The organism is Pseudescherichia vulneris, assembly GCF_902164725.1.
Classification (GTDB): Bacteria; Pseudomonadota; Gammaproteobacteria; order Enterobacterales; family Enterobacteriaceae; genus Pseudescherichia; species Pseudescherichia vulneris.
The window spans coordinates 835472-859103 of sequence record NZ_LR607338.1 but is presented as its reverse complement, the minus strand read 5'-3'; the positions used below and the strand labels follow the sequence as shown (position 1 = coordinate 859103).

Here is a 23632-nt window from a genome sequence, read left to right as displayed (position 1 = left end):
CGGCAATTCCATTGTCACTTACTTCTTCATCTGCGCCAGAATGTTCCGGCACTGGTTCTCCTGGCCTTCTGACGGGGAGATGAGCGCCAGCAGCGCTGCGGCCGGCGTTACCAGCGTTGCCAGGGCTGCCGCCACCGCGCCGCGGGCGATCAGCGGGCCAGCCTTCACGCCTGCCTGTGGGTCCTTGAAGCTGCCACGCACGTAGAGCGGCGAGCGCAGGGTTACGATACGGATCCCCTTACTCTCTGGATTGATGGTTAAATCAAGCTGCTCTGAGGCGAAGCTGGCGGTCCCGGTGACGTTGATGATCGCGTTCTCGGTATCGAAGGCGAAGATCTGCGGACGCGCCACACCGTTGACCAGGTTCAGGTTCGCGGCGGCGCAGTTGACCCGCGCCTCATCGTCACCGAAAATCTGCCCAACGATAAAGTTCCCGACGTTAAGGCCGAGGATCTCCATCAGGTTGCGGCTAACCACGCCGTCGTTCATCAGCAGTTTCAGATTGCCGTTGCTGGTGCCGAGCAGCGCGGCAATGGAGTTACCCGTCCCGCGGAAATCCGCATCGCCGTTCATCTCACCAATGGTTTTCTGCATCAGCTCTACGTTCGGCATCAGCTCTTTCAGCTTCAGTCGACGGGCCTGGATGTCCGCCCGCCCCTGCATCGGCTTCTTATCCCCTTCAAGATGAATATTGGAAGAGATAGTCCCTCCCGCCAGGCCAAACTTCAGCGGCTGGAGGCGCAGGTCGGCATTTTTCAGGATGATATGGGTCGAGAGATCGCTGATCGGCAGAGAGCTACCGTGCTCAATACGCCGCCCTTTGAAGCGCACGTCGGCATCCATCGTATCCCACTTGTCGGTTTCGAAACGATCGTACGGCAGCACTTTGCCTGCGGGCTGATTGGTCTTCTCGCCCTTCTTCTCCTCGGACTGCTTGGACTTCTCAGCCCCTTTGCCGGAGTCGACACCAATCAGCGGGCCTAAGTCCGCCAGACGCAGTTGGCGCGACTCAAGATCGCCTTCCAGTTTGGGTCGAGGCTTACCGGTGGTGTAGGTCAGGGAGCCATGAATATCGCTGTCGCCGATGCGGCCGTTAAAGCCACGGTAGTCATAGACGGAGGATTTTTCAGCATCGATCTTTGCCACCAGCCGACCGTCGGTTTCAAACGGCGGCGTATCCGGCAGCAGCACACCGGTGAGATCGTACAGCTCACCCAGCGAGTTACCGGCAAACTTCAGCTTCAGGTCGACCCCGCCCATCTTCATCGGATCGCTCACCGTACCGGCGAAGGCCACGCGGGTATTACCCGAGCGGAAGTCAGCCTGCACCGGGAACGGCGTGCCTTCGCTACGCAGCGCTAGCATGCCGCCAATTTTACCCGTGCCGGTCACCTGCTGACCGTTGTAGCGCCCTTTGGCCTTCAGGCCAAACACATAGTCGCCTACCTTGGTGTTCTTCTCTTTATCGCTACCCGTAACTTCACTAAACGGCAGCGGCTTGCCAAGCGGATCGATCAGGATCTCAACGTCGGCCTTGCTGACCTTGTCATCGACCGCCACGCGGCCCTGATCAAAAAGAATATTATCGAGGCGGAAAGACCAGGCCGACGGCGGCGCGTCCTTATCTTTCGGTTCGTCGCTGCCTGCCAGGTTAAAGGTCCAGTTGTTGGTTTTTTCTGAGAGGCGGATCAGCCGTGCGTCCGGCTTCTCAAACTTGACCCACGGCAGGTACACGGTCTTGGTCAACAGCGCCAGTGGGGCCAGAGTAGCTTCAACCCGTGGCAGGTGTACCATGGTGATCTCAGGGATATCGGGCGGGTTGCCAAGGATTACATCCTCGGCATGCACGTGCGGCCAGGGCACCCAGCTGCGCCAGCCGGTCTCCTGCTTCTGCCGCTCCCAGACCACGCCTAAATCACCGCGTATTGCAAAGGGACGATTCAGCTCGGTGGAGACCTTCTCATTAATAGTGGGTTTAAGACGGTTCCAGTCAAACGTCGCGATAATGATGATGGCCACCACGATCAGCAACAAAATCGTTCCCAAGACGGCAGTGATTACCTTACTTGTTCTTGTCATGCTTGCATCCTTCCATTCTTGCCTTGCCTGTCATAAAGATAGCTGAGCCTGAGAGAAAGGAGTGCAACCTGATGTTATAGAGCGAGAATAACGTTTTCGAGGCTTTCCAGCGGGGCGGGGCGAGAGAGGAAATAGCCCTGTGCGGCAAAGGCCGGTGAGGCCTGTACGTCGTGCCACTCCTCCAGCGTTTCTACGCCTTCCACAATCACGCCCTGACAGTAACGATTCATCAGCTGTAGCAGCAGCGTGAACAAGTTGCGCCCTTCCGGCGTCTTACGCAGCATGATAAACAGCTCGCGGGCCACTTTGATGTAGTCGTAGCGTACTTCGCTCAGCGCAGAGAAGTTCGCCATCCCGGTACCGAAGTCGTCCAGCCACAGCGGGCCTATCTCACAGATCGAGGCGAAGGAGGAGTCCTCCGGTAAGCGAATATGCTCAACCAGTTCGAAGCGCAGCCACGGCAGCGTCTCAACCAGGGCCATCATCTGCGGGTTCTGGCGCATCGACAGCAGCGTTGGGCCATCGACGTTGACCGAGGCGAGCACGTTATTCTGCACAAAAAAGTCGTTTTGCTGGGCGAGGAGGTTGATCTGCTCCAGCATGACGTCCAGACGCTGACGGACCGCCACCTCCGCAAAGTAGCGGTCAGGCGCAATACGCTGGGATGGATTATCCGGGTGCGTAACAATGGTTAAGACTTCGATTGCCATCAGGCTGCCATCTACGCGATAGATGGGCTGGTAAGTGTAGGCACGTTCACATTGCAGCCAGTAGCGCCGCTCTTCCAGGCTTTCGATGCTCGCCTCCGGAATGCTTAGCCGCTGGATAACCTGCTTCAACTTCATTGTCAGATGTCCTGTAATAGAGTGAGTGACCTGGCGGAACTCGTCTATGAGTTATCGGCGCGGCGGGTGAGAACTTTATGTTCAATCAGGCAGCAAAATAAAATTCTGTAAAGGGAATTTGCACTTAACACGCGCTAGCTCAAAAATTTATTGGAACGTTGTTTTAATATGATTGACCACGCAGCATGCGCAACGCACACTACCCCCAATATTTATCCGACTCAGGTTGATGACTATGTCCAGGAAAATTGCCGTCATTGGCGAATGCATGATTGAGCTGTCACAGAAAGGCACAGAGGTGAACCGTGGCTTTGGTGGCGATACCTTAAATACCTCCGTTTATGTTGCCCGCCAGGTCGATCCGGCTGCGCTGACCGTACACTACGTTACGGCGCTGGGGACGGATAATTTTAGCCAGCAGATGCTGGATGCCTGGCAGAGCGAAAGCGTCGATACCACCCTCACCCAGCGCATGGAAAATCGCCTGCCGGGTCTCTACTACATCGAAACCGACAGCACCGGCGAGCGCACCTTCTACTACTGGCGCAACGAAGCCGCAGCTAAATTCTGGCTGGAGAGCGAGCAGGCCGCCGCCATCTGCGAAGAGCTGGCCACCTTTGACTATCTCTACCTGAGCGGTATCAGTCTGGCCATTCTGAGCCCGGCCAGCCGCGACAAGCTGCTATCCCTGCTGCGCGAGTGCCGCGCCAACGGCGGCAAGGTGATTTTCGATAACAACTACCGTCCGCGCCTGTGGGCCAGCAAAGAGGAGACCCAGCAGGTCTACCAGCAGATGCTAACCTGTACCGATATCGCCTTCCTGACCCTGGACGACGAGGATGCGCTGTGGGGCGAGAAGCCTGTAGAAGAGGTGATTGCCCGCACCCACGCCGCTGGCGTCAGCGAAGTGGTGGTGAAGCGCGGAGCGGACTCCTGCCTGGTGGCGATTGCCGGTGAAGCGGTGATTGACGTGCCGGCGGTGAAGCTGCCGAAAGAGAAAGTTATTGATACGACCGCGGCGGGGGACTCCTTTAGCGCGGGCTACCTGGCCGTACGCCTGACCGGTGGCGATGCCGAGGCGGCGGCGCAGCGCGGTCACCTGACCGCCAGCACCGTGATCCAGTATCGTGGGGCGATTATTCCCCGCGAGGCAATGCCGAACTGATCGACGAGCGTTTCCGGCCCCTGCCGCTGGCAGCGGGCCGGTTAAACCGCACGGCGCTACTGCTGAGCGGGAGGAATATCCGTCACGTCCTGATGCACCTCATCAGTGGCAGGCACAAGGGCAGACGTTTCGGCATTCATCACCTGGTCCCAGGTGGCCTGCAGCTCCTTCATATTAAACTCCGGCTCGCCTTTCGGCTGCAGCAGCACCAGCGACTGATCTTGGGTCAGCTGCTGGCGCAGGCTCTGGTTCAGCATCTCGGTCGTCAGGCCGTTGAGGAAGTTCTGGCGCAGCCTCTGGTACTGCTCTGGGGCGATATCCACCACCTGATTTTGCAGAGAGCGCATACGCTGGCTGATCAGCACGTCGGTATCGGTGCGCGCATAGGTCGTGAAGAGCCGTTGCAGCTCCAGCTTCTTCTGGGCGATCAGGGCGTTAAATTCATCCTCTGACAGACCGTTATCGCGCACCTTCTTCAGTTCGCGGGCAATCATCGCCAGATTGGCGCTGAGCTTATCGGGCGCGGAGTCGACGTTAATGGCGCACTGCGCACGCTGGAACAGCACCCGGCAGTCGAAGCCGAGGCCAATATCTTTGGCGTTATTTTTGGTAAGGGTCTGCTGGAGATGCCAGAACAGTGCCTCGCGGGCGACGTCTGCACGCCAGTAGCGCTCCAGCGCGGCGGATTCACGAATCGGCTGCCACGGCACGTCCCACATCAGCGAGAGCCGATCCTGGCGTACGGCGTCGGTCATGATGCTCACCGGCTCGCGCGGCAGCGGCGAGAGCGTCGGCACCGGGGCAGGCGTCTCGCGTTTCCCCTTCAGATCGCCAAAGGTTTTATTGATCTGCTCGCCAACGGCGCGGCTGTCGATATTACCCACCACAATCAGCGTCATCGCGTCCGGGGTATACCACTTCTGGTAGAACGCCTTGAGCTGAGCCGGATCGACCGGCTTCTTCAGCGGCGAGGCGGGATCGTGCCCCAGCAGGGACGATCCTTTCAGGCGGTAGCGCCACCAGTTATCTTTGGTTTCTGGCGGCCAGGTTGCCACCATATCGTCGCTGTTCAGGGCGTGGTTTACCGTTTCCGGCGTCACGGTGAGCTTGCCGGTAATGTCCGAGAGGTAGACCAGCGCCTCTTTCAGCAGGTCGCTGCGGTTATTGGGCAGGCTGAGATTAAACAGCGTGAAGTCATAAGAGACCAGCGCCGGAGGAAGCGGGCGCTTGGGATCGATGCCCTGCTGCCAGAGCGCGCGCACCTGCGCTGGCTCAAGGCTGCCGCTGTGGGACAGGGCGATACGTGGAATAAAGTGGCTAAAGCCGCTCTGCTGGGTACTCTCCGTTAGCGAACCGGTATTCACCAGCAGGCGGATCTCAACCCGATCGCTGGGGCGCTGCGGCGTACTTAACACCTGCCACTGAAAACCGTTTGCCAGTGTCCCCTGTTGCCATGCCGGGTCGGGCTGGAGCGCATCTGCCTGCACGTAACTGGCTGCCATCATTAGCAAGCCGCCAGCTATGAGTCGAATTTTTGTGCCCTGCATGTAAACCCCTGATCAACATTCCTGGTTAAAAGACCGCCTGCAACCCAGGCCGCCTAAAATGAAGTTTTAACACTCCGTGTTAGACAGCCAAAAAAGCAAAACGTCACACCGGGAAGTAAAAAATAGGGGGTAATTATGCGCAGGTGCCCGCGCCCCTACAAGGGACAACGGGCATAAGTCAGCAGATTATGAGGAGATTTCGCCCGTTTTGCCGTCTGGCGCACGGTTATTAAGGGTATCTTTCAGCTGTTTATGGTCGAGCTCTTTCACCCATTTTGCTACTACGATAGTCGCCACACCGTTGCCGATCAGGTTAGTCAGCGCCCGCGCCTCGGACATAAAGCGATCGATGCCGAGGATCAGCGCCAGCCCCGCCACCGGCAGATGTCCCACCGCTGAGAGGGTCGCCGCCAGCACGATAAAGCCGCTGCCGGTAACGCCCGCCGCCCCTTTCGAGGAGAGCAGCAGCACCACCAAAAGCGTAATCTGATGGATAATATCCATATGGCTGTTGGTGGCCTGGGCGATAAACACTGCCGCCATCGTCAGATAGATGGAGGTGCCGTCGAGGTTAAAGGAGTAGCCGGTGGGAATAACCAGCCCAACGACGGATTTGCGACAGCCGAGCCTCTCCATCTTATCCAGCATGCGTGGCAGGGCCGATTCGGACGACGAGGTGCCCAGCACGATCAGCAGCTCTTCGCGAATATAGCGGATAAACTTGAAGATGCTGAAGCCGGTAGCGCGAGCAATGCTTCCCAGTACCACCACGATAAACAGAATACAGGTGGCGTAGAAGCAGATGATCAGCTGTCCGAGCTGCACCAGGGTACCCACGCCATATTTACCGATGGTAAAGGCCATGGCCCCAAATGCGCCGATGGGGGCGAGGCGCATGATCATATTGATGATGCCGAAGATGACCAGGGAGAAGCTCTCGATCACGTTAAAGATCAGCTGGCCTTTGTGGCCGAGGCGATGGAGAGCAAAGCCGAACAGCACGGCAAACAGCAGCACCTGGAGAATATTGCCGCTGGCAAACGCGCCGATAACGCTGGAGGGGATCACATCCATCAGGAAGGCGATGGTGCCCTGCTGCTCTGCCTGCGAAGCGTAAACCGCTATCGCTTTGGTATCCAGGGTCGCGACATCCACGTTCATGCCTGCGCCCGGCTGCACCACGTTGACGATAATCAGGCCGATGATCAGCGCCAGGGTGCTGACCACTTCAAAGTAGAGCAGCGCCACCGCGCCGGTGCGGCCCACCGCTTTCATGCTTTCCATGCCTGCGATGCCGGTCACCACCGTACAAAAGATCACAGGGGCGATAATCATTTTAATTAGCTTCACAAAGGCGTCGCCAAGCGGCTTCATCTGTGCGCCGAGTTCAGGGTAGAAGTGACCGAGCAAGATCCCGATAGCGATGGCGGTCAGCACCTGAAAGTAGAGGCTTTTAAAGAGTGAGGCTTTCATAGAGGTGTCCTTGAATTAAAAACCACAGGCATTGTAGGGTTAGGTCGCCTGCGGTCTTAAAATAACACCCCAACAACATCGCAGAAATAAACTTACTCTAAATTTGAAACACAAATGTTAAGAAATTTGAGCTGGCTCGCACAAGTGCAATGATTGCTACGCGCTGCCGTCAACCAGACGGGGAAGATTATGCTGCTGCTCGAACGCCTCCGGCGCTACCGCACGGCCAAACAGATAGCCCTGGGCCATTTCCACGCCCGCCTCCTGAAGCCACGCGCGCTGCGCCTCGCTCTCAACGCCTTCAGCAATAACATGCAGATCGAGACTGCGGGCCATATGGATTATTGACGAGACCATGCTGCTGTCTTCCGGCAGGCCATCAACAAAAATTTTGTCGATTTTCAGCACGTCTACCGGCAGGGACTTCATATGCTGGAGCTGAAGCAGGCCCGCATAGCCCATGCCAAAGTCATCCAGCGCAATACGTACTCCGGCGTTGCGCAGCGGACGGAGAATTGCCACCGCCGCGTGCGGATCGTCAATACGGCGGCTTTCGGTTACTTCAAGGATCAGGGTGCCGGGCGCAATCTGGTAGCGCTCCAGCAGCGCCAGCAGGTCCCCAACCATATCCTGGTGCATCAGCTGCAGCGCCGAGAGATTCACCGACAGCGGCAGCATAATGCCTCGCGCCTGCCAGGCCGCGAGCTGGCGGCAGGACTCCTCCAGCACCCACTGGCCGACAACAATCATCAGCCCGCAGGACTCAACACTGTCGATAAGTCCCTCCGGCAGCGCCCAGCTACCGTCCGGCTGCTGCTGGCGCAGCAGGGCCTCGGCGCTGACCACCTCCCCGGTGGCGAGGTTGACCTGCGGCTGAAGCCAGATAGCAAACTGGTGGTTATCCAGCGCGTTTAAGATATCGCTCTCTTCCGTTAGCCGCTTCTGTGCCGTCGCCATCTGCTCTGGGTCAAAGAACTGGATCTGGTTTTTGCCTTTGCGGCGGGCAGAGAGCGCCGCCGAGATAGCCCGACGGTAGAGCTGCTCCGCCGTCACGTCGCCATAGAACATGGCGATACCGATGCTGGCGCTCGGGCGTAGCTGAATGCCCTGCACCGGCAGGCGCTCATTAATAACAGTGAGCACTTGCTGACCCAGTGTAATGGCGTGCCACGGCTCGCTCGCGCCGTGGCCGATAATAACAAAGGTGTCCAGGCTCGCCTGTGCCAGCACCATGCGTGGAGCCAGCACCGACTTCATTTTCTCTACTAGCGTCAGGAGTAGCATTTCGCGCTGGCTCTCTTTCAGCACGCCCGCCGTATCCTGGAGGGTTTCACAGGCGATCACCATCAGCGCGATGGGTTTTTGCCGGGCCACGGTCTGCTCCAGCAGCGCCATCATAAAGGCTTTGTTGGGCAGATCCGAGCCAGGAAAGCGCGTCGCCTGGCTGTTCAGCTCTTCATGCTGGCGCAGCACCATCTGCTGGTTGCGGTTATAGCCGCGCACCAGCATGCCGATCTCATCGTCATGATGGTGGCGGGGCAGCGCTAACTGATGGCCGAGCTGATCCTGCGGCGACAGGTCGTTTAGCTCGCGGGCGATCTTGCGCAGCGGGCGGATAATCAGTCGGCTAATGCACCAGGTCAGCGCCACGGTCATGATCAGCACTAAAAGTAAGTAAGTGGTGACTAACGTCGAAACGGTGCTCATTACGAACTTGTACATGCGGAACGAGTCCGCCTGCAGCACCAGGTAGGCCAGAGGCTGAGGGTTGGTCGGACGCTCCAGAGAGTAGATAGGCAGGGAGATCTGCACCGGCAGCTCAAACAGCCGGGTGATGGTTACCGGAACCGGCCGCTCGGGAATAAAACTCATGCGCAGAGCCTGGAACTGGTTCGGCAAGACGACGTCCGCCCGGCTGACCACGCCCGCAGGCTGGATGCGTTTAAGGATCGCCTCCGCATCGGCGATGTCGCCCTTCAGGATGGCAGCGGACAGCGGCTCACGCACCGAGCGCGCGATGCTCTCCATCTGCGTGCCAGTGTTGTAGCGATTCTGCTGCACAAAGTGGAACAGCAAAATCACACAAAAAAGAAAAATAAACACCATGGCGACGATCGAGACCATCGCCATCTGTTTAATAGTTAACGAACGGCTAACGCGCAAATTGACTCTCCAAATACTCCGTGTCCGCAAAAGTAACCGACGGCTACCTGCCTGCTGTCAGAGTATACTCGATTCTGACAGCAGATTAAGACCGGGATAGAGAGCCTTGTGCGTTACCAGTCTGCGTGAGGCGTCAGCGGCCGCGGCGGCGAGTCCATATCGCCCTGCCAGCCCCCCTGGGAGTAGCGGACGTAGAGCATGCCGTGGCTTGGGGTATAATCCTCTGCCTGCTGAATATCGATAGCCGCGCCAACGGACCAGTTAGAGGTTATGCGGCGTTCAAGCAGGGCGCGCGCCGTATAGCCAAAGCCGTTACTTTTCGATCCAAACTCTTTCTCCTCCGCCGCCCGCTCGCGATAGGTGTCCGGGATCAGGTTTAGCTTGGGATAGGTGGCCTGGGTGCGGGTGGCCGAGTGCGACCAGGAGACCGAGCCGCCCAGCTCCCACGACCAGTTCTCCGTTCTTTGACGCCACGTTACCGGCACGGCAAACGAGAGATATTTCTGCGGGCTGTAGTAGCCCCCCTGGCCCAGGGTGTAGCCGCTGAGATCCTTCTCATAGTGCCAGAGCATGTTGTTCAGGCCGACGGTAAGACGACGGTTATCTTCGTTAATCAGCTTGTAGTAGTAGCCCGACATCCAGCGCACGCGCCAGTTGTCGTCTACGTTCTTGCCGGTGAGCGAGTCAGCGCTCAGGCTCGCCCAGACGCCGTTCGCTTCGCCCTGGTCATAGCTCAGGCTCACCCCGCCGCCGGTTGACCGGACGCCGCCCCAGGTCTTGCCGGTGCCGCCGCGATCGTTATCCTCATCATCTGGATCGTGATAGTAGCTGGAGGCATCTTTCTGGCCGCCGAAGGCCAGCAGGGAGCTGGAGATCGGTCGCCGATGCACGTCCAGCGTATAGCCTACCGGGCCGAGATCGTTGCTGTAGCTCAGGCCGCCGACGATATCCAACACCCGGAAGCCCATCGGCGTGGTGCCGATATCGCCTGCCCAGGTGTCGTTGCGCCAGCCGACCGCAATGCTCGCGCCACCATCAGACTGGCTCTTATCGCCGTTAACGCAGCTAAGCTGGCCGCAGGTGCCCCAGTTGGGATCGTACAGCCCCTCTTCATCGGTGGCGAACGAGCCCGCGTTCATATTGACGTAGTCGGTACGGAAGAACATCCGGCCATCGGCAAGCGGCGCATCGGCCTGCAGCATGGTGGTGTTGGCTTTCAGATCGGAGTAGCCGCCGGTGCCGCTCGATCCCCAGTAGTCATGCGCCAGCGTAACGTTCAGATCCTGCTGGCGATAGAGATCGGCCGCGTCGCTGCGCAGGCCGCGCTTCAGCCAGTCATCGCTGGCATCGTTACGCGTCTGGCGGGTAAAGGTGTCGTTGTCCCGGGCGGGCGTCGCTGCAATACCTGCCGCGACCATCGCCTGGCTATAGCTCTCCAGCGCAGGCTGCGGCTGACCGTTAGCCTGCTGGAAGCGGGCGTAGTCACGCAGCACCAGGGCACTATCCTGCGACGGCGGCAGGGTCTTCGCCTCGGGCACGATGGTGTCGTAGGTGCGCTGGGCCAGGTCTCTGTCCCCCAGCTGCGCCCGCACCTGCGCCATTCGGCGCTGCATGTTGATAGACGGCGGCTCGGCCTGCGGCATCTCGTTCATCGCCGCCAGCTGCTGGCGCGCTGCAAGCGGATTGCCCTCGGCAATCGCCACCTCTACCAGGCTCAGGCGAGCATCGGCGTTGGCCGGTTCACGGGCCAGCACGGTCTCGTACCCAGTTCGGGCAGCCGCGTAATCCCCGCGCTGCTGCGCCCAGTCTGCAAGAGTAAGGTCGATGCGCGTGGAGGTGGGCTGCTGCTTAAGCAGGGCTTCGGCCTCAGACTCCTTGCCGCTGTCGCGCAGGCGGTTAGCGCTCTCCAGCAGCTGGTTGCCCTCAAGTCGGCTCGCCAGCTCCTGCATATTGCTGTCCCATTTGCTGCGCGGCAGGGTGTTAAGGTGCGCCAGCGCGGCACGATCCTGGTCGTTGCCGGAGAGATAGAGGCTGTAGGCGTAAACCTGGGTGGGCTCGTTAGGCTGGCGGCGCACCAGATCGCGCATCTGCGCGTCGGCCTCGGCATGCTGTCCGGCGCTCCACAGATCGCGGGAGAGGCGGTAGGCGATCCAGACGCTGTCCGGATCGCTCGCCAGCCGACGGCGCTGAATTTCTGCCGCCTGCGCCCAACGACCCTGGTTCTCCAGGGTTTCAGCCTGCTGCGCCAGCCGGTCGTTGGCAAGGCTGCGCTCAATATCATCCACGCTGCGGCGCTGGCTGGCTGGCAGGGAGGCAATCCAGGCGGAGGCTTTTTCCGGCGACTGCTCGCGGTAAAGATTAGCCAGACCGCGAATCGCGTTGCTGTTGCCGCTGTCCATGCGCAGCGCCTGCTGATAGTAGCGTTCGCCAGCGGCGCTGTCCTTGCGGGCCACGGCAGCGTCTCCCAGCCCCAGCACCGCGTAGCTGTCGGTGTTATCCACCGCGCGCGCCTGCTGGTAAAGTCGTTCCGCCTGCGCGGGGTTATTGGCCTTCAGCGCGGCGTCACCCTGCTGGATCAGCAGCCAGTAGCGGTTAGTTTGCAGGAGGCTGTCCCACTTGCTGCGGTTGCTGCTCTGCGGCGCAAGGGCAATGGCTTTTTCGAGCAGGGGAACGGCCCGGGCGCGATCGCCCTTTTGCGAATAGGCCTGGCCGAGCGCCCCGGTGGTTTCAGCGTCGTTCTGGTCGGCGCTCAGCGCCTGCTGCAGCGAGGCGATAGCCTGCCCGCCCTGTCCGGCATCCACCGCAGCCAGTCCACGGGAGCGGGCGCGAAACGCCGGATCGGCCAGCTGCTGCTGCTGTTTCGCCAGCGTCGCTCGGGCGGTATCCACCGTATCGCCGCTGCTAAACTCATTCAGGAACTGTTGCAGCGCCTGCACGCTGGCATCACTCACCGGCATGTTTTGAATCTGTTGATACCAGATGGCCGCCGCCGCTTCACGGGTGGTGCCCGACTTCGCCATCTGCCGCAGGACGGTATAGCCTTCGTCGCTGCGCCCGTTGGCAAACAGCAGCTGCGCCAGCGAGTTTTGCATCTGCGGGTTGCCGGGATAACGGCTGTTGGCGCTTTTCAACTGAGTAATGGCCTGATTACGCCGCTCCGGAACCTTCGCTACCAGCGTCCAGTACTCGGCAGCGAGATCGCTCTCCGGAGGATTACCCTGCAACAGCTTGTCGTAGACCGCGATGGCTTCCGCCGTGTGGCCGGTCGTCGCCAGCAGCCGCGCCTCCTGCAATCCCTGCCGCCCTTGCGCGGTAGAGAGCGTCATTGCGCTTTGCGCTTCGCGGTAGGCCGCCGAGTCGGGCGCGAGCTGGGCAAGCCGATCGAGCTGCTGCTGCGCGCCTGCGGTGTCGCCCTGGCGCAGCAGATAGCGCTGGCGGGCGGCAATCACCTCAGGATTATTGGGATCGATAAGTTCCAGCCGGTAGAGCGACTGGCGCACCAGATCCTCACGTCGGGTGGATTCCCCGAGCCGAACCTGCTCCAGCAGCTGTTGCTGCTGGGCTGTCGGGGCCGCATACGTCTTTGGCATCAGCGCGATGCCCAGCGATAAAGCAAGTAAGCGTAGGGTTAGCGTGCGCATTCCTGGCCCCAGTCAGGTTGGAGTTCACCTTGGGAGGTGAAACGAAAACGGTGCTCATCCCAGCCCTGTCCGAAGAGGGTAAGCACGTAGCTGTAATAGGCGTCGCTGCCGGGCGGGCTATCGGCAACGCGCTGGCGCAGCACCGCCTGTGCGTCGCGGTTTTGCATAAACGGCAGCAGGGCGGCAGAGAAGCCCGTCGCGCCGTTGCCCTGGGCCGCTCCGGTCGTCACGTTGACCTTCTCCGGCGGCACGCCGTTTTTCGCCGTCAGCGCCGCCATTGGCTTAAGGCGCGCCAGCAGACGATTTTTTTGCAGATCGCTGTCGTGCATCATGCCGACCCACAGGTAGACACGGATGGCATCGTAGCTGGAGACCAGCTTGCTCTCGGGCTTCAGGTTCCAGCCGCGATTTTTCTCATAGCTCACCCAGTCCGGAGAGAACCCTTTAGGGGCGGTCTCTAGCAGCAGCCGCAGGTTAGTCTCCCGCAGCGTGGTCCAGGGCGCGCCAAAGCGGGTGAGATACTGCGCCACCTGCGGCGGCAGATAGCTGGGGTTAAAGCGCCAGCTCTCTTTCTCGGCGAAGCCAATTTTACCCGGCAGCAGCATAGAGCCCAGCCCCGGCACGCTTACCACCTCTTCGCTGACGATATGCTTGAGCAGCCCCTGGGCCAGCGCGGTGTAGCGCGGCTCTTTCCACAGGCGTCCGGCCTCAAACAGCGACCAGACGATCCAGATATCGGCGTCGGAGGCGGAGTTGGTATCCAGTATGGCCCACTCCTCCTCGCCCTTCTTGCCCCACAGCCAGGCGGGAAGATGGGCCGCGAGATCGCCCTCGGCGAGGTTATCCTCGGTCCAGGTTAAGATCTTGTCAAAGCCAGGCCGGTCGTTGGCGGCGAGAGCGAAAAACAGCCCGTAGCTCTGCCCCTCGGAGGTGGTGATCTTCCGGGCATCGCTGGGATCGATCACCCGGCCACCGTCGCTGAGGTAATCTTTTTTAAACTGCACCCAGGCTGGCCAGTTACAGGCGGCGTGCGTACTCGCCGCCGCCAGCAGCAGGGTGGCCGCTATCGCGCCACGCAGTAAGGTTTTCATGGCTTACTCATCATCATGCGGGTCGAGACGGCGACGGCTGATGATACGCAGCAGACGCCACAGTACCCAGGCCAGCAGCACGACGCTCACCGCAGCAAGCACCGCCAGCAGCACCGGGTGGTTAGAGAGTGCATACCAGATACGCTCGAACCACGGCAGATGGCCGACGTAATAGACATCCCCTACCCGCAGACCATTCACGCCGGACTCGCGGATCACCGTGACGGAACCATGCATCGCCGCACGCTTGCCGCTGTCGTTCATCGCCTCGTTCAGCAGCTCGTAGCCGCGCGGGCTGTCCGCCAGCAGGGCAATGACGCTGCGCTGATCGTTGTACGGCGACTGGAAGCCGACAATGGCCGCCATCGGGCCGCTGGAGGTCACCGCCGTCTGGGCATTCGCCTGGCGATCGGTGTTATCCGGGACGATAGACGGGAAGGTGGTCTGGCGCTGCGGAGTCTTCACCCAGCTCTGCGTCGCCTGCACCAGCAGGTCGATGCGTTTGTCATCCTTCAGGCTATCTGGAATGGTGCCGATGACCAGCACGTCTGCATCCTTGTTCTGGATCTGGCTGCCGTCGTTGGTCAGGGTCAGGTTAACCGCCGGGAGGCCGGTTTGCGCCCCAAGCTGGCCGATGGAGTCCAGCAGTGTCGCCAGCTGGCCCTGGGTCGGGTTAGCGGGCAGCACCACGATGGTGTCGGCAAGGTCCGCCATCCGGCTGAACGGGAAGCCCGCATTAGCAAAGGCGCGCAGGTCCGGCATCGCAATAAAGTGGTAGTACTTCGAGAAGTCGATGGTCGAGTCATCGCCAATCACCACCCGGTTCTGCACCGGCTGGAAAGTGACGCAGTTATCGACGGTGCCGCCTGTCATCGGGTTCATGTACTGGAAATCAAAGCGCAGCTGGTTAAGCGCGCCCAGCTGCAGCGCCGGAATGGTCACGGCAGTTTTGCCATCCAGCAGCCCCTGCAGAACCGGCAGGCGCAGCAGCAGGCGGTTGGTATCCTGGTTGCTGGTGAGGCTGAAGGATTGCAGGAACTGGTTGTTCAGGCTGATATCCATCCGCGAGCTGTCTTTGGTCGGCGGCGCGGTGTAGCGATAGTTGAGATCCATATCGATGCCGGTGCTGCGCAGCAGATAGAGATCCGGCGGCAGGTTTAGCGACACGCTGATCGGGTTCGGCTCAAGGCCTACCGACTGAAGCTGCTCCTCGTAGGATTTCAGTTCGCCAAACGAGATCGCCCGGTCGGTACGCACCCAGTTTGGCGCGTCGTACGGCTTACGCGCCAGCAGCGGCTTAACGTCGTTCACCTCTACGCGATCGCCCCGGAACAGCACGTTGCCCTGAGCAATACCCTTGGCCGCCTGGAGCAGATCTTTATCGTCGCGACCAAGGACAACCAACAGCTTCACGTAAGGATTCTGAGGGTGATCCATCATCACCACCGTCGGGGCCTTCACCGGCGGCACGTCGCGCAGGAAATCCGGACGCTTATCGTTGGTGGCAAACACAATGGCGTTGCGATCCGGCAGGCCGTTATAGATCACCGGGAAGCTCTGACCGCGCCAGCCCATGCGTGAGCCAAAGAAGGAGGCGACAATGCCCGCCGCCTGCTGCTGCGCCAGCGCGGGCGCACCGGCAAACACCATCGGCAGCACCAGCGGACGGTTATCACGGGCATCATAGAACGGCACCGGGAAGTGGGACAGGTCGTTTTTCAGTGGCAGGGTCTGGTAGGTCATCTCCAGGGAGCTGCTGCGCCCGACGTCCATCCACAGCGTGCTGCTGGCCGGGTTTTCGCAGACGTCGCGGTAGTGGCCTACAAACTCCAGCCGCACCCGGTTGAAGTCGGTGATATAGAGCGGGTCGATAGCCAACTGGGCCAGCGTCTTTTTACCCAACTGCTCTTTGGTGACCGGCAGGACGCCCATCAGCTCATCGTTCAGATAGACCTTCAGCTGCGACTGCACCGGTAGCAGCGACGGCGACGGGGTGTACTCCAGGTTCAGCATCGCCTTCGAGACCACTTCGTCGCTGCGCATGCCGAACTCAATCTGGCCGTCGGGCTGAACGCCACGCAGCACCATGCTGCCCGGCGGCGGAGCGATCTGGGCGAAAGAGAGCTTCACCTCCCGCGACGGCGCATTCTCCGCAACGATAGGCGCATTGGCACCGGTGACGCCAGGCATCACCTGGCCAACGGCCTGCGGTTCGGCGGCGGCAGCGGGCACAGCGGCCTGCGCGGCAGGCGTCTCGGGTGCGGCAGGCACGGTAACCATCGCATTGGCCGGTGCTGCATGGGCGACCAGCGACGGGAATGCGCTCATCCCAACCGCCACTGCACAAATCCAGGAAAGTTTTCTTTTCATCGCATTATCATCATTATTGTTGAGCCATAGCCGGATCCGGCTGCTGCACCACCATGCCCCGCGCAGGTCGGCGGGGAATGAACGACACAACCCAGGAGATCAGGGAAGTAAGCGTCCGGAAAATCATTTTCACGGACGATGGAGCAAATTCAGCCAGGTGACGGTAGCCACGGAAGCCAAGCTTAAGAATATCCAGCAGGCTCTCCAGCGGCTTATCTTCCGGGAAGCTGTCCTGCCAGAGCGCCCAGGTATCCGCACGGGCGAAGGTACACTGAACAAAATCGATATGCTGCCGGGTGGTCAGCGGCATCAGCTGCAGGCCCACCTCCCTGCCGTTGACGCGCGCCACCTGGGCCGGGAAGGCATACTCCTGCTGGCCGCGCTTAAGCAGCAGATTAACCTTCTGCCCCTCCAGCACCTGCGACTGGCCGTTGATCTTGATCCCTACCCCGCCGTCAGAGAAGTCGTGCACCGTGCAGGAGAAGAGATGACCATCGTCGCGGGCAATGGCCGCTGGCATAGAGATCTCAACGCGATGCGCCCGGCGCACCTGCTTGCTCTCTACCGATACCGCCACCGCACCGCCCAGGACGATCAGGTTGTAGAAGACCCAGACGATACTCACGACCACGGTCAGCATCTCGGTCTCCGGACCGTAGAAGTAACGCCAGATGCCCACCAGCACGCCGACAATGTTCAGCAGCACAAGGAAGATGTAGGGCCGGGAGATCACCCAGTCGACATACTCCTCCTCGACGAGGCCGCCCTTCGAGGTCACGTTAAACTTGCCCTTGTGGGGGTTAAAGAGCGCCACCATCGTTGGTCGGGCGATATACCAGGCCAGCACCGTTTCGTAGATTTCACTCCAGAACGAGTGGCGGTATTTACCCTGAATTTTGGAGTTGGTCAGGCTGGCGTGAACCATGTGCGGCAGCACGAACAGGGCGATCATCAGCGCCGGCGCGTAGATGATATAGGCGTGCAGCAGCAGAAACGCCAGCGGCGCGGTGAGGAAGATCAGCCGCGGCACGCCGGAGAGGAAGTGGAACATGGCGTTGACGTAGCAGAGCCGCTGCGCCAGCTTCAGCCCTTTACCAAACAGCGGGTTATCGAGACGGAAGATCTGTACCATGCCCCGCGCCCAGCGAATACGCTGTCCGATGTGGGACGACAGGCTCTCGGTCGCCAGCCCCGCCGCCTGCGGAATGCGCATATAGGCCGAGGTATGGCCGCGACGGTGCAGTCGCAGAGAGGTGTGGGCATCCTCGGTCACGGTCTCTACCGCAATGCCGCCAATCTCATCCAGCGGACCACGGCGGATCACCGCACAGGAGCCACAGAAGAAGGTGGCGTCCCACATGTCGTTGCCGTCCTGCACCAGGCCGTAGAACAGGGTGCCTTCGTTCGGCGTCTGGCGGAAGCGGCCCAGGTTACGCTCGAACGGATCCGGCGAGAAGAAGTGATGCGGGGTCTGCATCATCGCCAGCTTCTTGTCTTTGATAAACCAACCCATGGTCAGCTGCAGGAACGAGCGCGTCGGCACGTGGTCGCAGTCAAAGATCGAGACAAAATCGCCTTTCGCATACTGCAACGCGTTGTTGATGTTGCCTGCTTTCGCATGCTCGTGGGTAGTACGGGCGACGTACTCTACCCCGACCGTCTCGGCAAACTGGCGAAACGTCTCGCGGCCACCGTCGTCGAGGATCCAGATTTTCAGCTTCTCTTTCGGCCAGTCGATACCCAGCGCAGCGTAGATGGTGTTTTTCACCACGTTGAGATCTTCGTTATAGGTTGGCACGAAGATATCCACCGATGGCCACAGGGACATATCCTTTGGCAGCGACACTGGCTGACGGTTAAGCGGCCACACCACCTGGAAGTAGCCCAGCACCAGCACAATCCACGCATAGGTTTCGGCGAACAGCAGCACCAGGCCACACACGAGGCTGACCGGATCGTTCCAGTTGAGCGTCGAGGTGTAGCGCCACCAGATGTAGCGGCAGGAGACGGTCAGCGACAGGACAATCAGCATTAACGCCGAGAAGCGCCCTGGAATACGGCGCACCAGCAGGGCCACGCCCCACAACAGCAGCAGGAAGATAAACTGCGACCACGGGTTAAACGGCTGGGTGATGCAGAGCAGCGCCAGGATCAGCGAGAAGAAAACAATCACGCCGATAATAAAACGACGCACGATCGGCTTGAGGTGCGCCAGCTCTTTCTCCCCTTCCATATGGCTTGTCCGGCTGCTCACCTTCGTCGGCAGGGCGTCCAGCCAGTTGAGGTAGCGGCTGCGGAAATGGGTAAAGCGCGCGCGCTTGCTCTTGCGCGGCCGCGCAGAGGGCGCGTTATGTGCGCCGACCAGCAGCCAGAGGGTTTGCAGCAGGTAGCGGGCCGGATCGAGCGGACGCGGGCGCTCGGCACGAATATGGGGATAAAACTCCGCGTGACGGGCGCGAAACTGCTGCCAGCGCGGGTGCTCCAGCGGAATAAACAGCCAGGCCAGGATAACCCACAGGCAGCCGAGGGCAGCGCTAAACGCCGGTGCGCCGTGGCTCCGGTAAAGCTGGTAACGCTCGCTCAGGCGGGCGTTCACCGGGGGGATCAGCAGCAAGGCGGCAAGGCGACTCATAGCTCGGGCTCACTATGGCGATCGCGGTTCAAGCGATCCGGCCCGGCGCAGTGCAGCAGGCACCAGTTGGCCAGGGTCAGGATCTCCTCCGCCGCCAGTGAGTCAGTGCGGTATTCGCCCACAGGCTGCTTCGCCGCCAGGCACTCCACCATCGCCTCATCACGGTGGACCACCATCGGCAGCAGTCGGGGCTGGCTCTGGAGCCACACCTGGAAGAGATCGTCCTGCAGCTGGCTGCCGATACGCAGGTCGTTAATGAGCAGGTGCGTGCCGGACGGCAATGCCTGCTGATGCAGACGCACGTGGCAGTTGGTATCAGGCTTCACCACGGTTAGGGTATGGTCGCACTGCGCCAGCAGCTCCCGCGACAGGGGCGTAAAGTCCGCGGGCAGGTCGAGCAGGATCCACTGGTAGTGCCCCTCGGCCTTCAGCGCCTGGAGTGCCGCGGTAAACGGCGCAAAGCGATCGTGCAGGGCATAAACGTTCTCCCGTTCACCGGCGGTCAGCTGGCCAAACGGCAGCAGATCGAGATTTGAGGTGTAGCGCTGGCCCGCATCGCGCCATGCTTTATCGTCCAGCAGCGCCCGTGCCCAGCCATCAGCGTGGGTAAACTCCACGTTGAACGAGAGGCGCAGCATGTTATCTGGAGAGGCGTCGATCATCAGCACCGACTCCCCTAACAGCTGTAGCGCCCAGCCTAACGCAGCCGTTACCGATGTGGTCCCCACGCCTCCGCGAATGCCTTGCAGACCCAGAATAGCCATCCACGTCTTCCTTATTAATTATTGTTGACGGGCAAACTCAGCGAGCAGCGGCCAGCGTTTTATCGCTGTAGCTAGCTGTTCACGTTGGGATATATCGGTGTAATCAATATCTGGCAGTGAAAACACCCGACTTAAGACCAGAAAGTCATTTTGGAAGGTATAACCCAGCGTTGAATCAGTCTGGCTTGTAAACTCTTTATTAGACATTTTTACTGCATCTCATTGATGAAAAACAGACGAACGGTAGCAACGCAGGGTGCTGCTGAAAATTCATTTACATGCTAAATGTGATGCTCTTTAATTTCAATGTTAGGTTTATTTCTCGGCTTTCGCTAGTAAACTAAGGTGCAGACGAATTTGATTAAGAGAGACACCGTGAAGCCCATATTTACCCTTGGCATCCAGTCATTATGGGATGAGTTGAGCCACATGCCGTCTGGCGGAGTCTGGTGGGTCAACGCCGATCGCGAAGAGGATGCCATAAGTCTGGTCAATCATACCCTTGCTGCCCAGCATAAAAAAAGCCGGGTGGCGCTGATTACTATGGGTAGCGATCCTAATAAAATTATTAATTTAGAGGCCGATCACGGCCCCGATAAAATCCACCTTTTTAGTATGCCTAATCATAAGGATGGCCTATACTTTTTTACCCGCGATCTCTTGAGCGCCATTGACCCTCAACACTATTTTCTGGTTTTACTCTGCGCCAATAATGCCTGGCAAAATATATCCGCCGATAATTTGCGCGGCTGGCTGGAAAAAATACACGGCTGGACAAAATATCACGACTGCACACTGCTGATAGTTAACCCCGGCAACAATAATGATAAGCAATACTCATTTTTGATGGGTGAGTATCGCTCACTTTTTGGCCTGGCGAGCCTGCGTACCCAAGCCGATATACATCTCTATGACGTTGCCTTCTGGTTTAACGAAAAAGGCGTCAGCGCCCGCCAGCAGCTTATTGTTGAGCAAAATAACGGCAGCTGGAAAATAGCGCAGCAGGAGCAGGCATCGGTGCAGCCGCGCAGCGATGAAAAACGTATCCTGAGTAACGTAATGGTATTAGAGGGCGCTCCGCCGCTTTCCGAACACTGGGCGCTGTTTGATAATAACGAAGCCCTGTTTAGCGAGGCGCGTACCACTCAGGCGGCGACCATTATCTTCTCGCTGATGCAGAATAATCAGATTGAGGGGCTGGCCCGCCACATCCACACCCTGCGCCGTCAGCGCGGCAGCACGCTGAAAATCATCGTGCGTGAGAACAACGCCAGCCTGCGCGCCACTGACGAGCGTTTGCTGCTGGGCTGCGGGGCGAATATGGTTATCCCCTGGAACGCCCCCCTCTCCCGCTGCCTGACGCTGATCGAGAGCGTGCAGGGGCAACAGTTTAACCGTCCGGTGCCGGAAGATATCGCCGCCCTGCTGACCATGACCCAGCCTCTTAAGCTGCGCGGGTACCAGACGTGGGATACCTTCTGCGACGCGGTAAGCAATATGCTCAGCAATACGCTGCTGCCGACGGATGGCAAAGGCGTGCTGGTTGCGCTGCGTCCGGTGCCTGGCATCCGTGTGGAGCAGGCGTTGACCCTGTGCCGTCCTAACCGCGTGGGCGATATCATGACCATCGGTGATAATCGGCTGATGCTGTTCCTCTCCTTCTGCCGGATCAACGATCTGGATACGGCCCTGAACCATATCTTCCCGCTGCCCATCCCCGATATCTTCTCGAATCGCGTAGTGTGGTTTGAGGATAACCAGATCGCCGCCGAGCTGGTGCAGATGCGAGCCCTGGTTCCGGAGAAGTGGGGTAAACCGCTGCCGGTAATCGATGGGCCCAACCCCATTCTTAACGCCGAGCATAACGGCCAGAGCTGGCGGCGCATTCCGCAGCCGCACCGGCTACCCGGCGGGGCGTCGGAGCAGACATCATGATGCAGTTAAGCGATATCATTCAGCTGGTGGTGCTGTGTGCCCTGATCTTTTTCCCTCTCGGCTATATGACGCGCCACTCTATTCGGCGCATCAAGGCCGTGCTTCGCATGCTGTTTATTAAACCGCGCTATGTAAAACCGGTTGGCACATGGCGCAGTGCTTCGACCGTCAAGGCAAAACGAAAAGATGACTAATCAAACCCTTAACGCCTCTACGCCCTCACCGCTGTGGCAATACTGGCGCGGCCTTGCCGGCTGGAACTTCTATTTCCTGGTGAAATTTGGTTTGCTGTGGGCAGGCTACCTTAACTTTCACCCGCTGTTAAACCTGGTGTTTATGGCATTCCTGCTGCTTCCGCTCCCGCGGCGTAGCGTGCACCGCGTGCGCCACTGGATCGCCATCCCCATCGGTATTGCGCTCTTCTGGCACGACACCTGGCTCCCCGGCCCGCAGAGCATGCTCAGCCAGGGATCGCAGGTGGCCGGATTCAGCGCCGACTATCTGCTGGATCTCGTCACGCGCTTTATTAACTGGCAGATGATCGGCGGGATTTTTGTTCTGCTGGTGGCCTGGCTTTTCCTGGCACAGTGGATCCGCGTCACCGTTTTTGTGGTGGCGATCATGGTCTGGCTGAACGTGCTGACCCTGACTGGGCCGACCTTCTCCCTGTGGCCAGCGGGACAGCCGACTAGCACCGTCACCACCACTGGCGGCAACGCGGCGGCCACTATCGCAGCAGCGGGAGATAAACCGGTCGTTGGCGATATCCCCGCGCAGACCGCACCGCCAACTACGGCCAACCTCGACGCATGGCTGAACAGCTTCTATACCGCAGAAGCCAAGCGTCAGATCCACTTCCCGACCCAGCTGCCTGCTGATGCCCAGCCGTTTGAGCTGCTGGTGATCAACATCTGTTCCCTGTCGTGGGCGGACGTTGAGGCGGCGGGCCTGATGTCGCATCCGCTGTGGTCGCACTTTGATATTCAGTTTAAGCACTTCAACTCGGCAACCTCCTACAGCGGTCCAGCGGCGATCCGCCTGCTGCGCGCCAGCTGCGGCCAGCCGTCGCATAAAAACCTCTATCAGCAGGCGGGCAACCAGTGCTACCTGTTTGATAACCTGGCCCAGCTCGGCTTCTCGCAGCAGTTTATGCTCGACCACAACGGCATTTTCGGCGGCTTCCTGAAAGAGGTGCGTGATAACGGTGGCATGCAGGCTCCGCTGATGGATCAGACCGGTCTACCCACCGCCCTGCTGGCGTTTGACGGTTCGCCGGTGTATGACGACACGGCGGTGCTCAACCGCTGGATGCAGTCGCAGGATGGCAAAGAGAATCAGCGTACGGCCACCTTCTATAACCTGCTGCCGCTGCACGACGGGAACCACTTCCCGGGCGTGAGCAAAACGGCGGACTATAAGGTGCGTGCCCAGAAGCTGTTTGATGAGCTGGATGCGTTCTTCACTACGCTGGAGAAATCTGGCCGTAGGGTGATGGTCGTGATGGTGCCGGAGCACGGTGGCGCGCTGCAGGGCGACAAGATGCAGGTCTCCGGCCTGCGCGATATCCCTAGCCCGTCCATTACCAACGTCCCGGCAGGGATCAAGTTCTTCGGTATGAAGGCCCCGCATGAGGGCGCGCCGGTGGTGATCGATCAGCCGAGCAGCTTCCTGGCGGTATCGGATCTGGTTGCCCGTGCGGTGGACGGCAAGCTGTTTACCGAAGACACCGTTAACTGGGAAAGTCTGACCAGCAACCTGCCGCAGACGGCGCCGGTGTCAGAGAACGCCAACGCCATTGTGATCCAGTACCAGAACAAACCGTACGTGCGTCTCAACGGCGGGGATTGGGTACCGTATCCGCAGTAATGCCACTACGCCCGGCGGCGCATCGCTTGCCGGGCCTACGGATGGTGCCGATATCGATTGA

The 23632-nt window shown here is 59.7% G+C and carries 15 protein-coding genes; 4 read left to right on the top strand and 11 right to left on the bottom strand.

All coding sequences use genetic code 11. The features are described from left to right. Positions 1-18 precede the first annotated feature (18 nt). Both FN633_RS03450 and pdeH read right to left on the bottom strand, forming a co-directional pair. Positions 19-2079 (bottom strand): AsmA family protein, encoded by a 2061-nt coding sequence (locus FN633_RS03450; protein ID WP_154056749.1) that lies wholly within the window; start codon positions 2077-2079, stop codon positions 19-21. A 74-nt stretch (positions 2080-2153) separates the two neighbouring features. Further along, a complete protein-coding gene (gene pdeH / locus FN633_RS03445; RefSeq protein ID WP_154056748.1) occupies positions 2154-2924 on the bottom strand; it encodes a cyclic-guanylate-specific phosphodiesterase in 771 nt (256 codons plus the stop codon). 235 nt (positions 2925-3159) lie between these two features. On the opposite strand from pdeH, the gene kdgK reads away from it, so the two are divergent. Beyond that, positions 3160-4089 carry a 2-dehydro-3-deoxygluconokinase gene (gene kdgK / locus FN633_RS03440; RefSeq protein WP_208673945.1) on the top strand — a complete coding sequence of 310 codons (930 nt, stop codon included), beginning with the start codon at positions 3160-3162 and terminating at the stop codon, positions 4087-4089. A gap of 56 nt (positions 4090-4145) precedes the next feature. On the opposite strand, the gene FN633_RS03435 is transcribed toward kdgK, so the two are convergent. The 9 genes from FN633_RS03435 to bcsR form a co-directional block, all read right to left on the bottom strand. Further along, positions 4146-5636, bottom strand: coding sequence for a M16 family metallopeptidase (locus tag FN633_RS03435; protein WP_154056746.1), 1491 nt, complete (start codon positions 5634-5636; stop codon positions 4146-4148). Between the two features lie 186 nt (positions 5637-5822). After that, complete coding sequence (locus tag FN633_RS03430; protein WP_154056745.1) at positions 5823-7109, bottom strand: dicarboxylate/amino acid:cation symporter; 1287 nt, start codon at positions 7107-7109, stop codon at positions 5823-5825. Positions 7110-7265: 156 nt separating this feature from the next. After that, positions 7266-9272, bottom strand: a complete 2007-nt coding sequence (gene hmsP / locus FN633_RS03425) for a biofilm formation regulator HmsP (protein ID WP_208673942.1) — start codon at positions 9270-9272, stop codon at positions 7266-7268. A 113-nt stretch (positions 9273-9385) separates the two neighbouring features. Then, positions 9386-12913, bottom strand: coding sequence for a cellulose synthase complex outer membrane protein BcsC (gene bcsC, locus FN633_RS03420; protein WP_154056743.1), 3528 nt, complete (start codon positions 12911-12913; stop codon positions 9386-9388). Beyond that, complete coding sequence (bcsZ, locus tag FN633_RS03415) at positions 12901-14004, bottom strand: cellulose synthase complex periplasmic endoglucanase BcsZ (protein ID WP_154056742.1); 1104 nt, start codon at positions 14002-14004, stop codon at positions 12901-12903. The genes bcsC and bcsZ overlap by 13 nt, the downstream gene beginning before the upstream one ends. Before the next feature lie 3 nt (positions 14005-14007). Further along, complete coding sequence (bcsB, locus tag FN633_RS03410; protein ID WP_154056741.1) at positions 14008-16374, bottom strand: cellulose biosynthesis cyclic di-GMP-binding regulatory protein BcsB; 2367 nt, start codon at positions 16372-16374, stop codon at positions 14008-14010. A 13-nt stretch (positions 16375-16387) separates the two neighbouring features. Then, entirely contained in the window at positions 16388-19006 is a 2619-nt protein-coding gene (bcsA, locus tag FN633_RS03405) for a UDP-forming cellulose synthase catalytic subunit (RefSeq protein WP_154056740.1), read from the bottom strand. Further along, positions 19003-19770: a cellulose biosynthesis protein BcsQ gene (gene bcsQ, locus FN633_RS03400; RefSeq protein WP_154056739.1), complete on the bottom strand. Its 768-nt coding sequence runs from the start codon at positions 19768-19770 to the stop codon at positions 19003-19005. Before bcsQ ends, bcsA begins: the two co-directional genes overlap by 4 nt. 18 nt (positions 19771-19788) lie before the next feature. Next, entirely contained in the window at positions 19789-19977 is a 189-nt protein-coding gene (bcsR, locus tag FN633_RS03395; protein ID WP_072015291.1) for a cellulose biosynthesis protein BcsR, read from the bottom strand. A gap of 168 nt (positions 19978-20145) precedes the next feature. Between bcsR and bcsE the strand changes: the two genes are divergently transcribed. Genes bcsE through bcsG form a run of 3 tightly spaced genes read left to right on the top strand, consistent with a single transcriptional unit; the run spans position 20146 to position 23571 of the window. After that, positions 20146-21705, top strand: a complete 1560-nt coding sequence (bcsE, locus tag FN633_RS03390) for a cellulose biosynthesis c-di-GMP-binding protein BcsE (protein WP_154056738.1) — start codon at positions 20146-20148, stop codon at positions 21703-21705. Further along, on the top strand, positions 21702-21899 hold the full coding sequence (gene bcsF, locus FN633_RS03385; RefSeq protein ID WP_154056737.1) for a cellulose biosynthesis protein BcsF: 198 nt from the start codon (positions 21702-21704) through the stop codon (positions 21897-21899). The genes bcsE and bcsF overlap by 4 nt, the downstream gene beginning before the upstream one ends. Next, on the top strand, positions 21892-23571 hold the full coding sequence (bcsG, locus tag FN633_RS03380; RefSeq protein ID WP_154056736.1) for a cellulose biosynthesis protein BcsG: 1680 nt from the start codon (positions 21892-21894) through the stop codon (positions 23569-23571). Before bcsF ends, bcsG begins: the two co-directional genes overlap by 8 nt. The last annotated feature ends 61 nt before the right edge of the window (positions 23572-23632 follow it).

Excerpts from the sequence above, each read along its gene's own strand:
- kdgK (WP_208673945.1), top strand. The coding sequence starts at position 3,160 with ATGTCCAGGAAAATTGCCGTCATTGGCGAATGCATGATTGAGCTGTCA.
- bcsF (WP_154056737.1), top strand. The coding sequence starts at position 21,702 with ATGATGCAGTTAAGCGATATCATTCAGCTGGTGGTGCTGTGTGCCCTG.
- FN633_RS03430 (WP_154056745.1), bottom strand. The coding sequence starts at position 7,109 with ATGAAAGCCTCACTCTTTAAAAGCCTCTACTTTCAGGTGCTGACCGCC.
- bcsA (WP_154056740.1), bottom strand. The coding sequence starts at position 19,006 with ATGAGTCGCCTTGCCGCCTTGCTGCTGATCCCCCCGGTGAACGCCCGC.
- pdeH (WP_154056748.1), bottom strand. The coding sequence starts at position 2,924 with ATGAAGTTGAAGCAGGTTATCCAGCGGCTAAGCATTCCGGAGGCGAGC.
- bcsC (WP_154056743.1), bottom strand. The coding sequence starts at position 12,913 with ATGCGCACGCTAACCCTACGCTTACTTGCTTTATCGCTGGGCATCGCG.
- FN633_RS03450 (WP_154056749.1), bottom strand. The coding sequence starts at position 2,079 with ATGACAAGAACAAGTAAGGTAATCACTGCCGTCTTGGGAACGATTTTG.
- bcsZ (WP_154056742.1), bottom strand. The coding sequence starts at position 14,004 with ATGAAAACCTTACTGCGTGGCGCGATAGCGGCCACCCTGCTGCTGGCG.
- bcsR (WP_072015291.1), bottom strand. The coding sequence starts at position 19,977 with ATGTCTAATAAAGAGTTTACAAGCCAGACTGATTCAACGCTGGGTTAT.
- FN633_RS03435 (WP_154056746.1), bottom strand. The coding sequence starts at position 5,636 with ATGCAGGGCACAAAAATTCGACTCATAGCTGGCGGCTTGCTAATGATG.
- bcsG (WP_154056736.1), top strand. The coding sequence starts at position 21,892 with ATGACTAATCAAACCCTTAACGCCTCTACGCCCTCACCGCTGTGGCAA.
- bcsB (WP_154056741.1), bottom strand. The coding sequence starts at position 16,374 with ATGAAAAGAAAACTTTCCTGGATTTGTGCAGTGGCGGTTGGGATGAGC.
- bcsQ (WP_154056739.1), bottom strand. The coding sequence starts at position 19,770 with ATGGCTATTCTGGGTCTGCAAGGCATTCGCGGAGGCGTGGGGACCACA.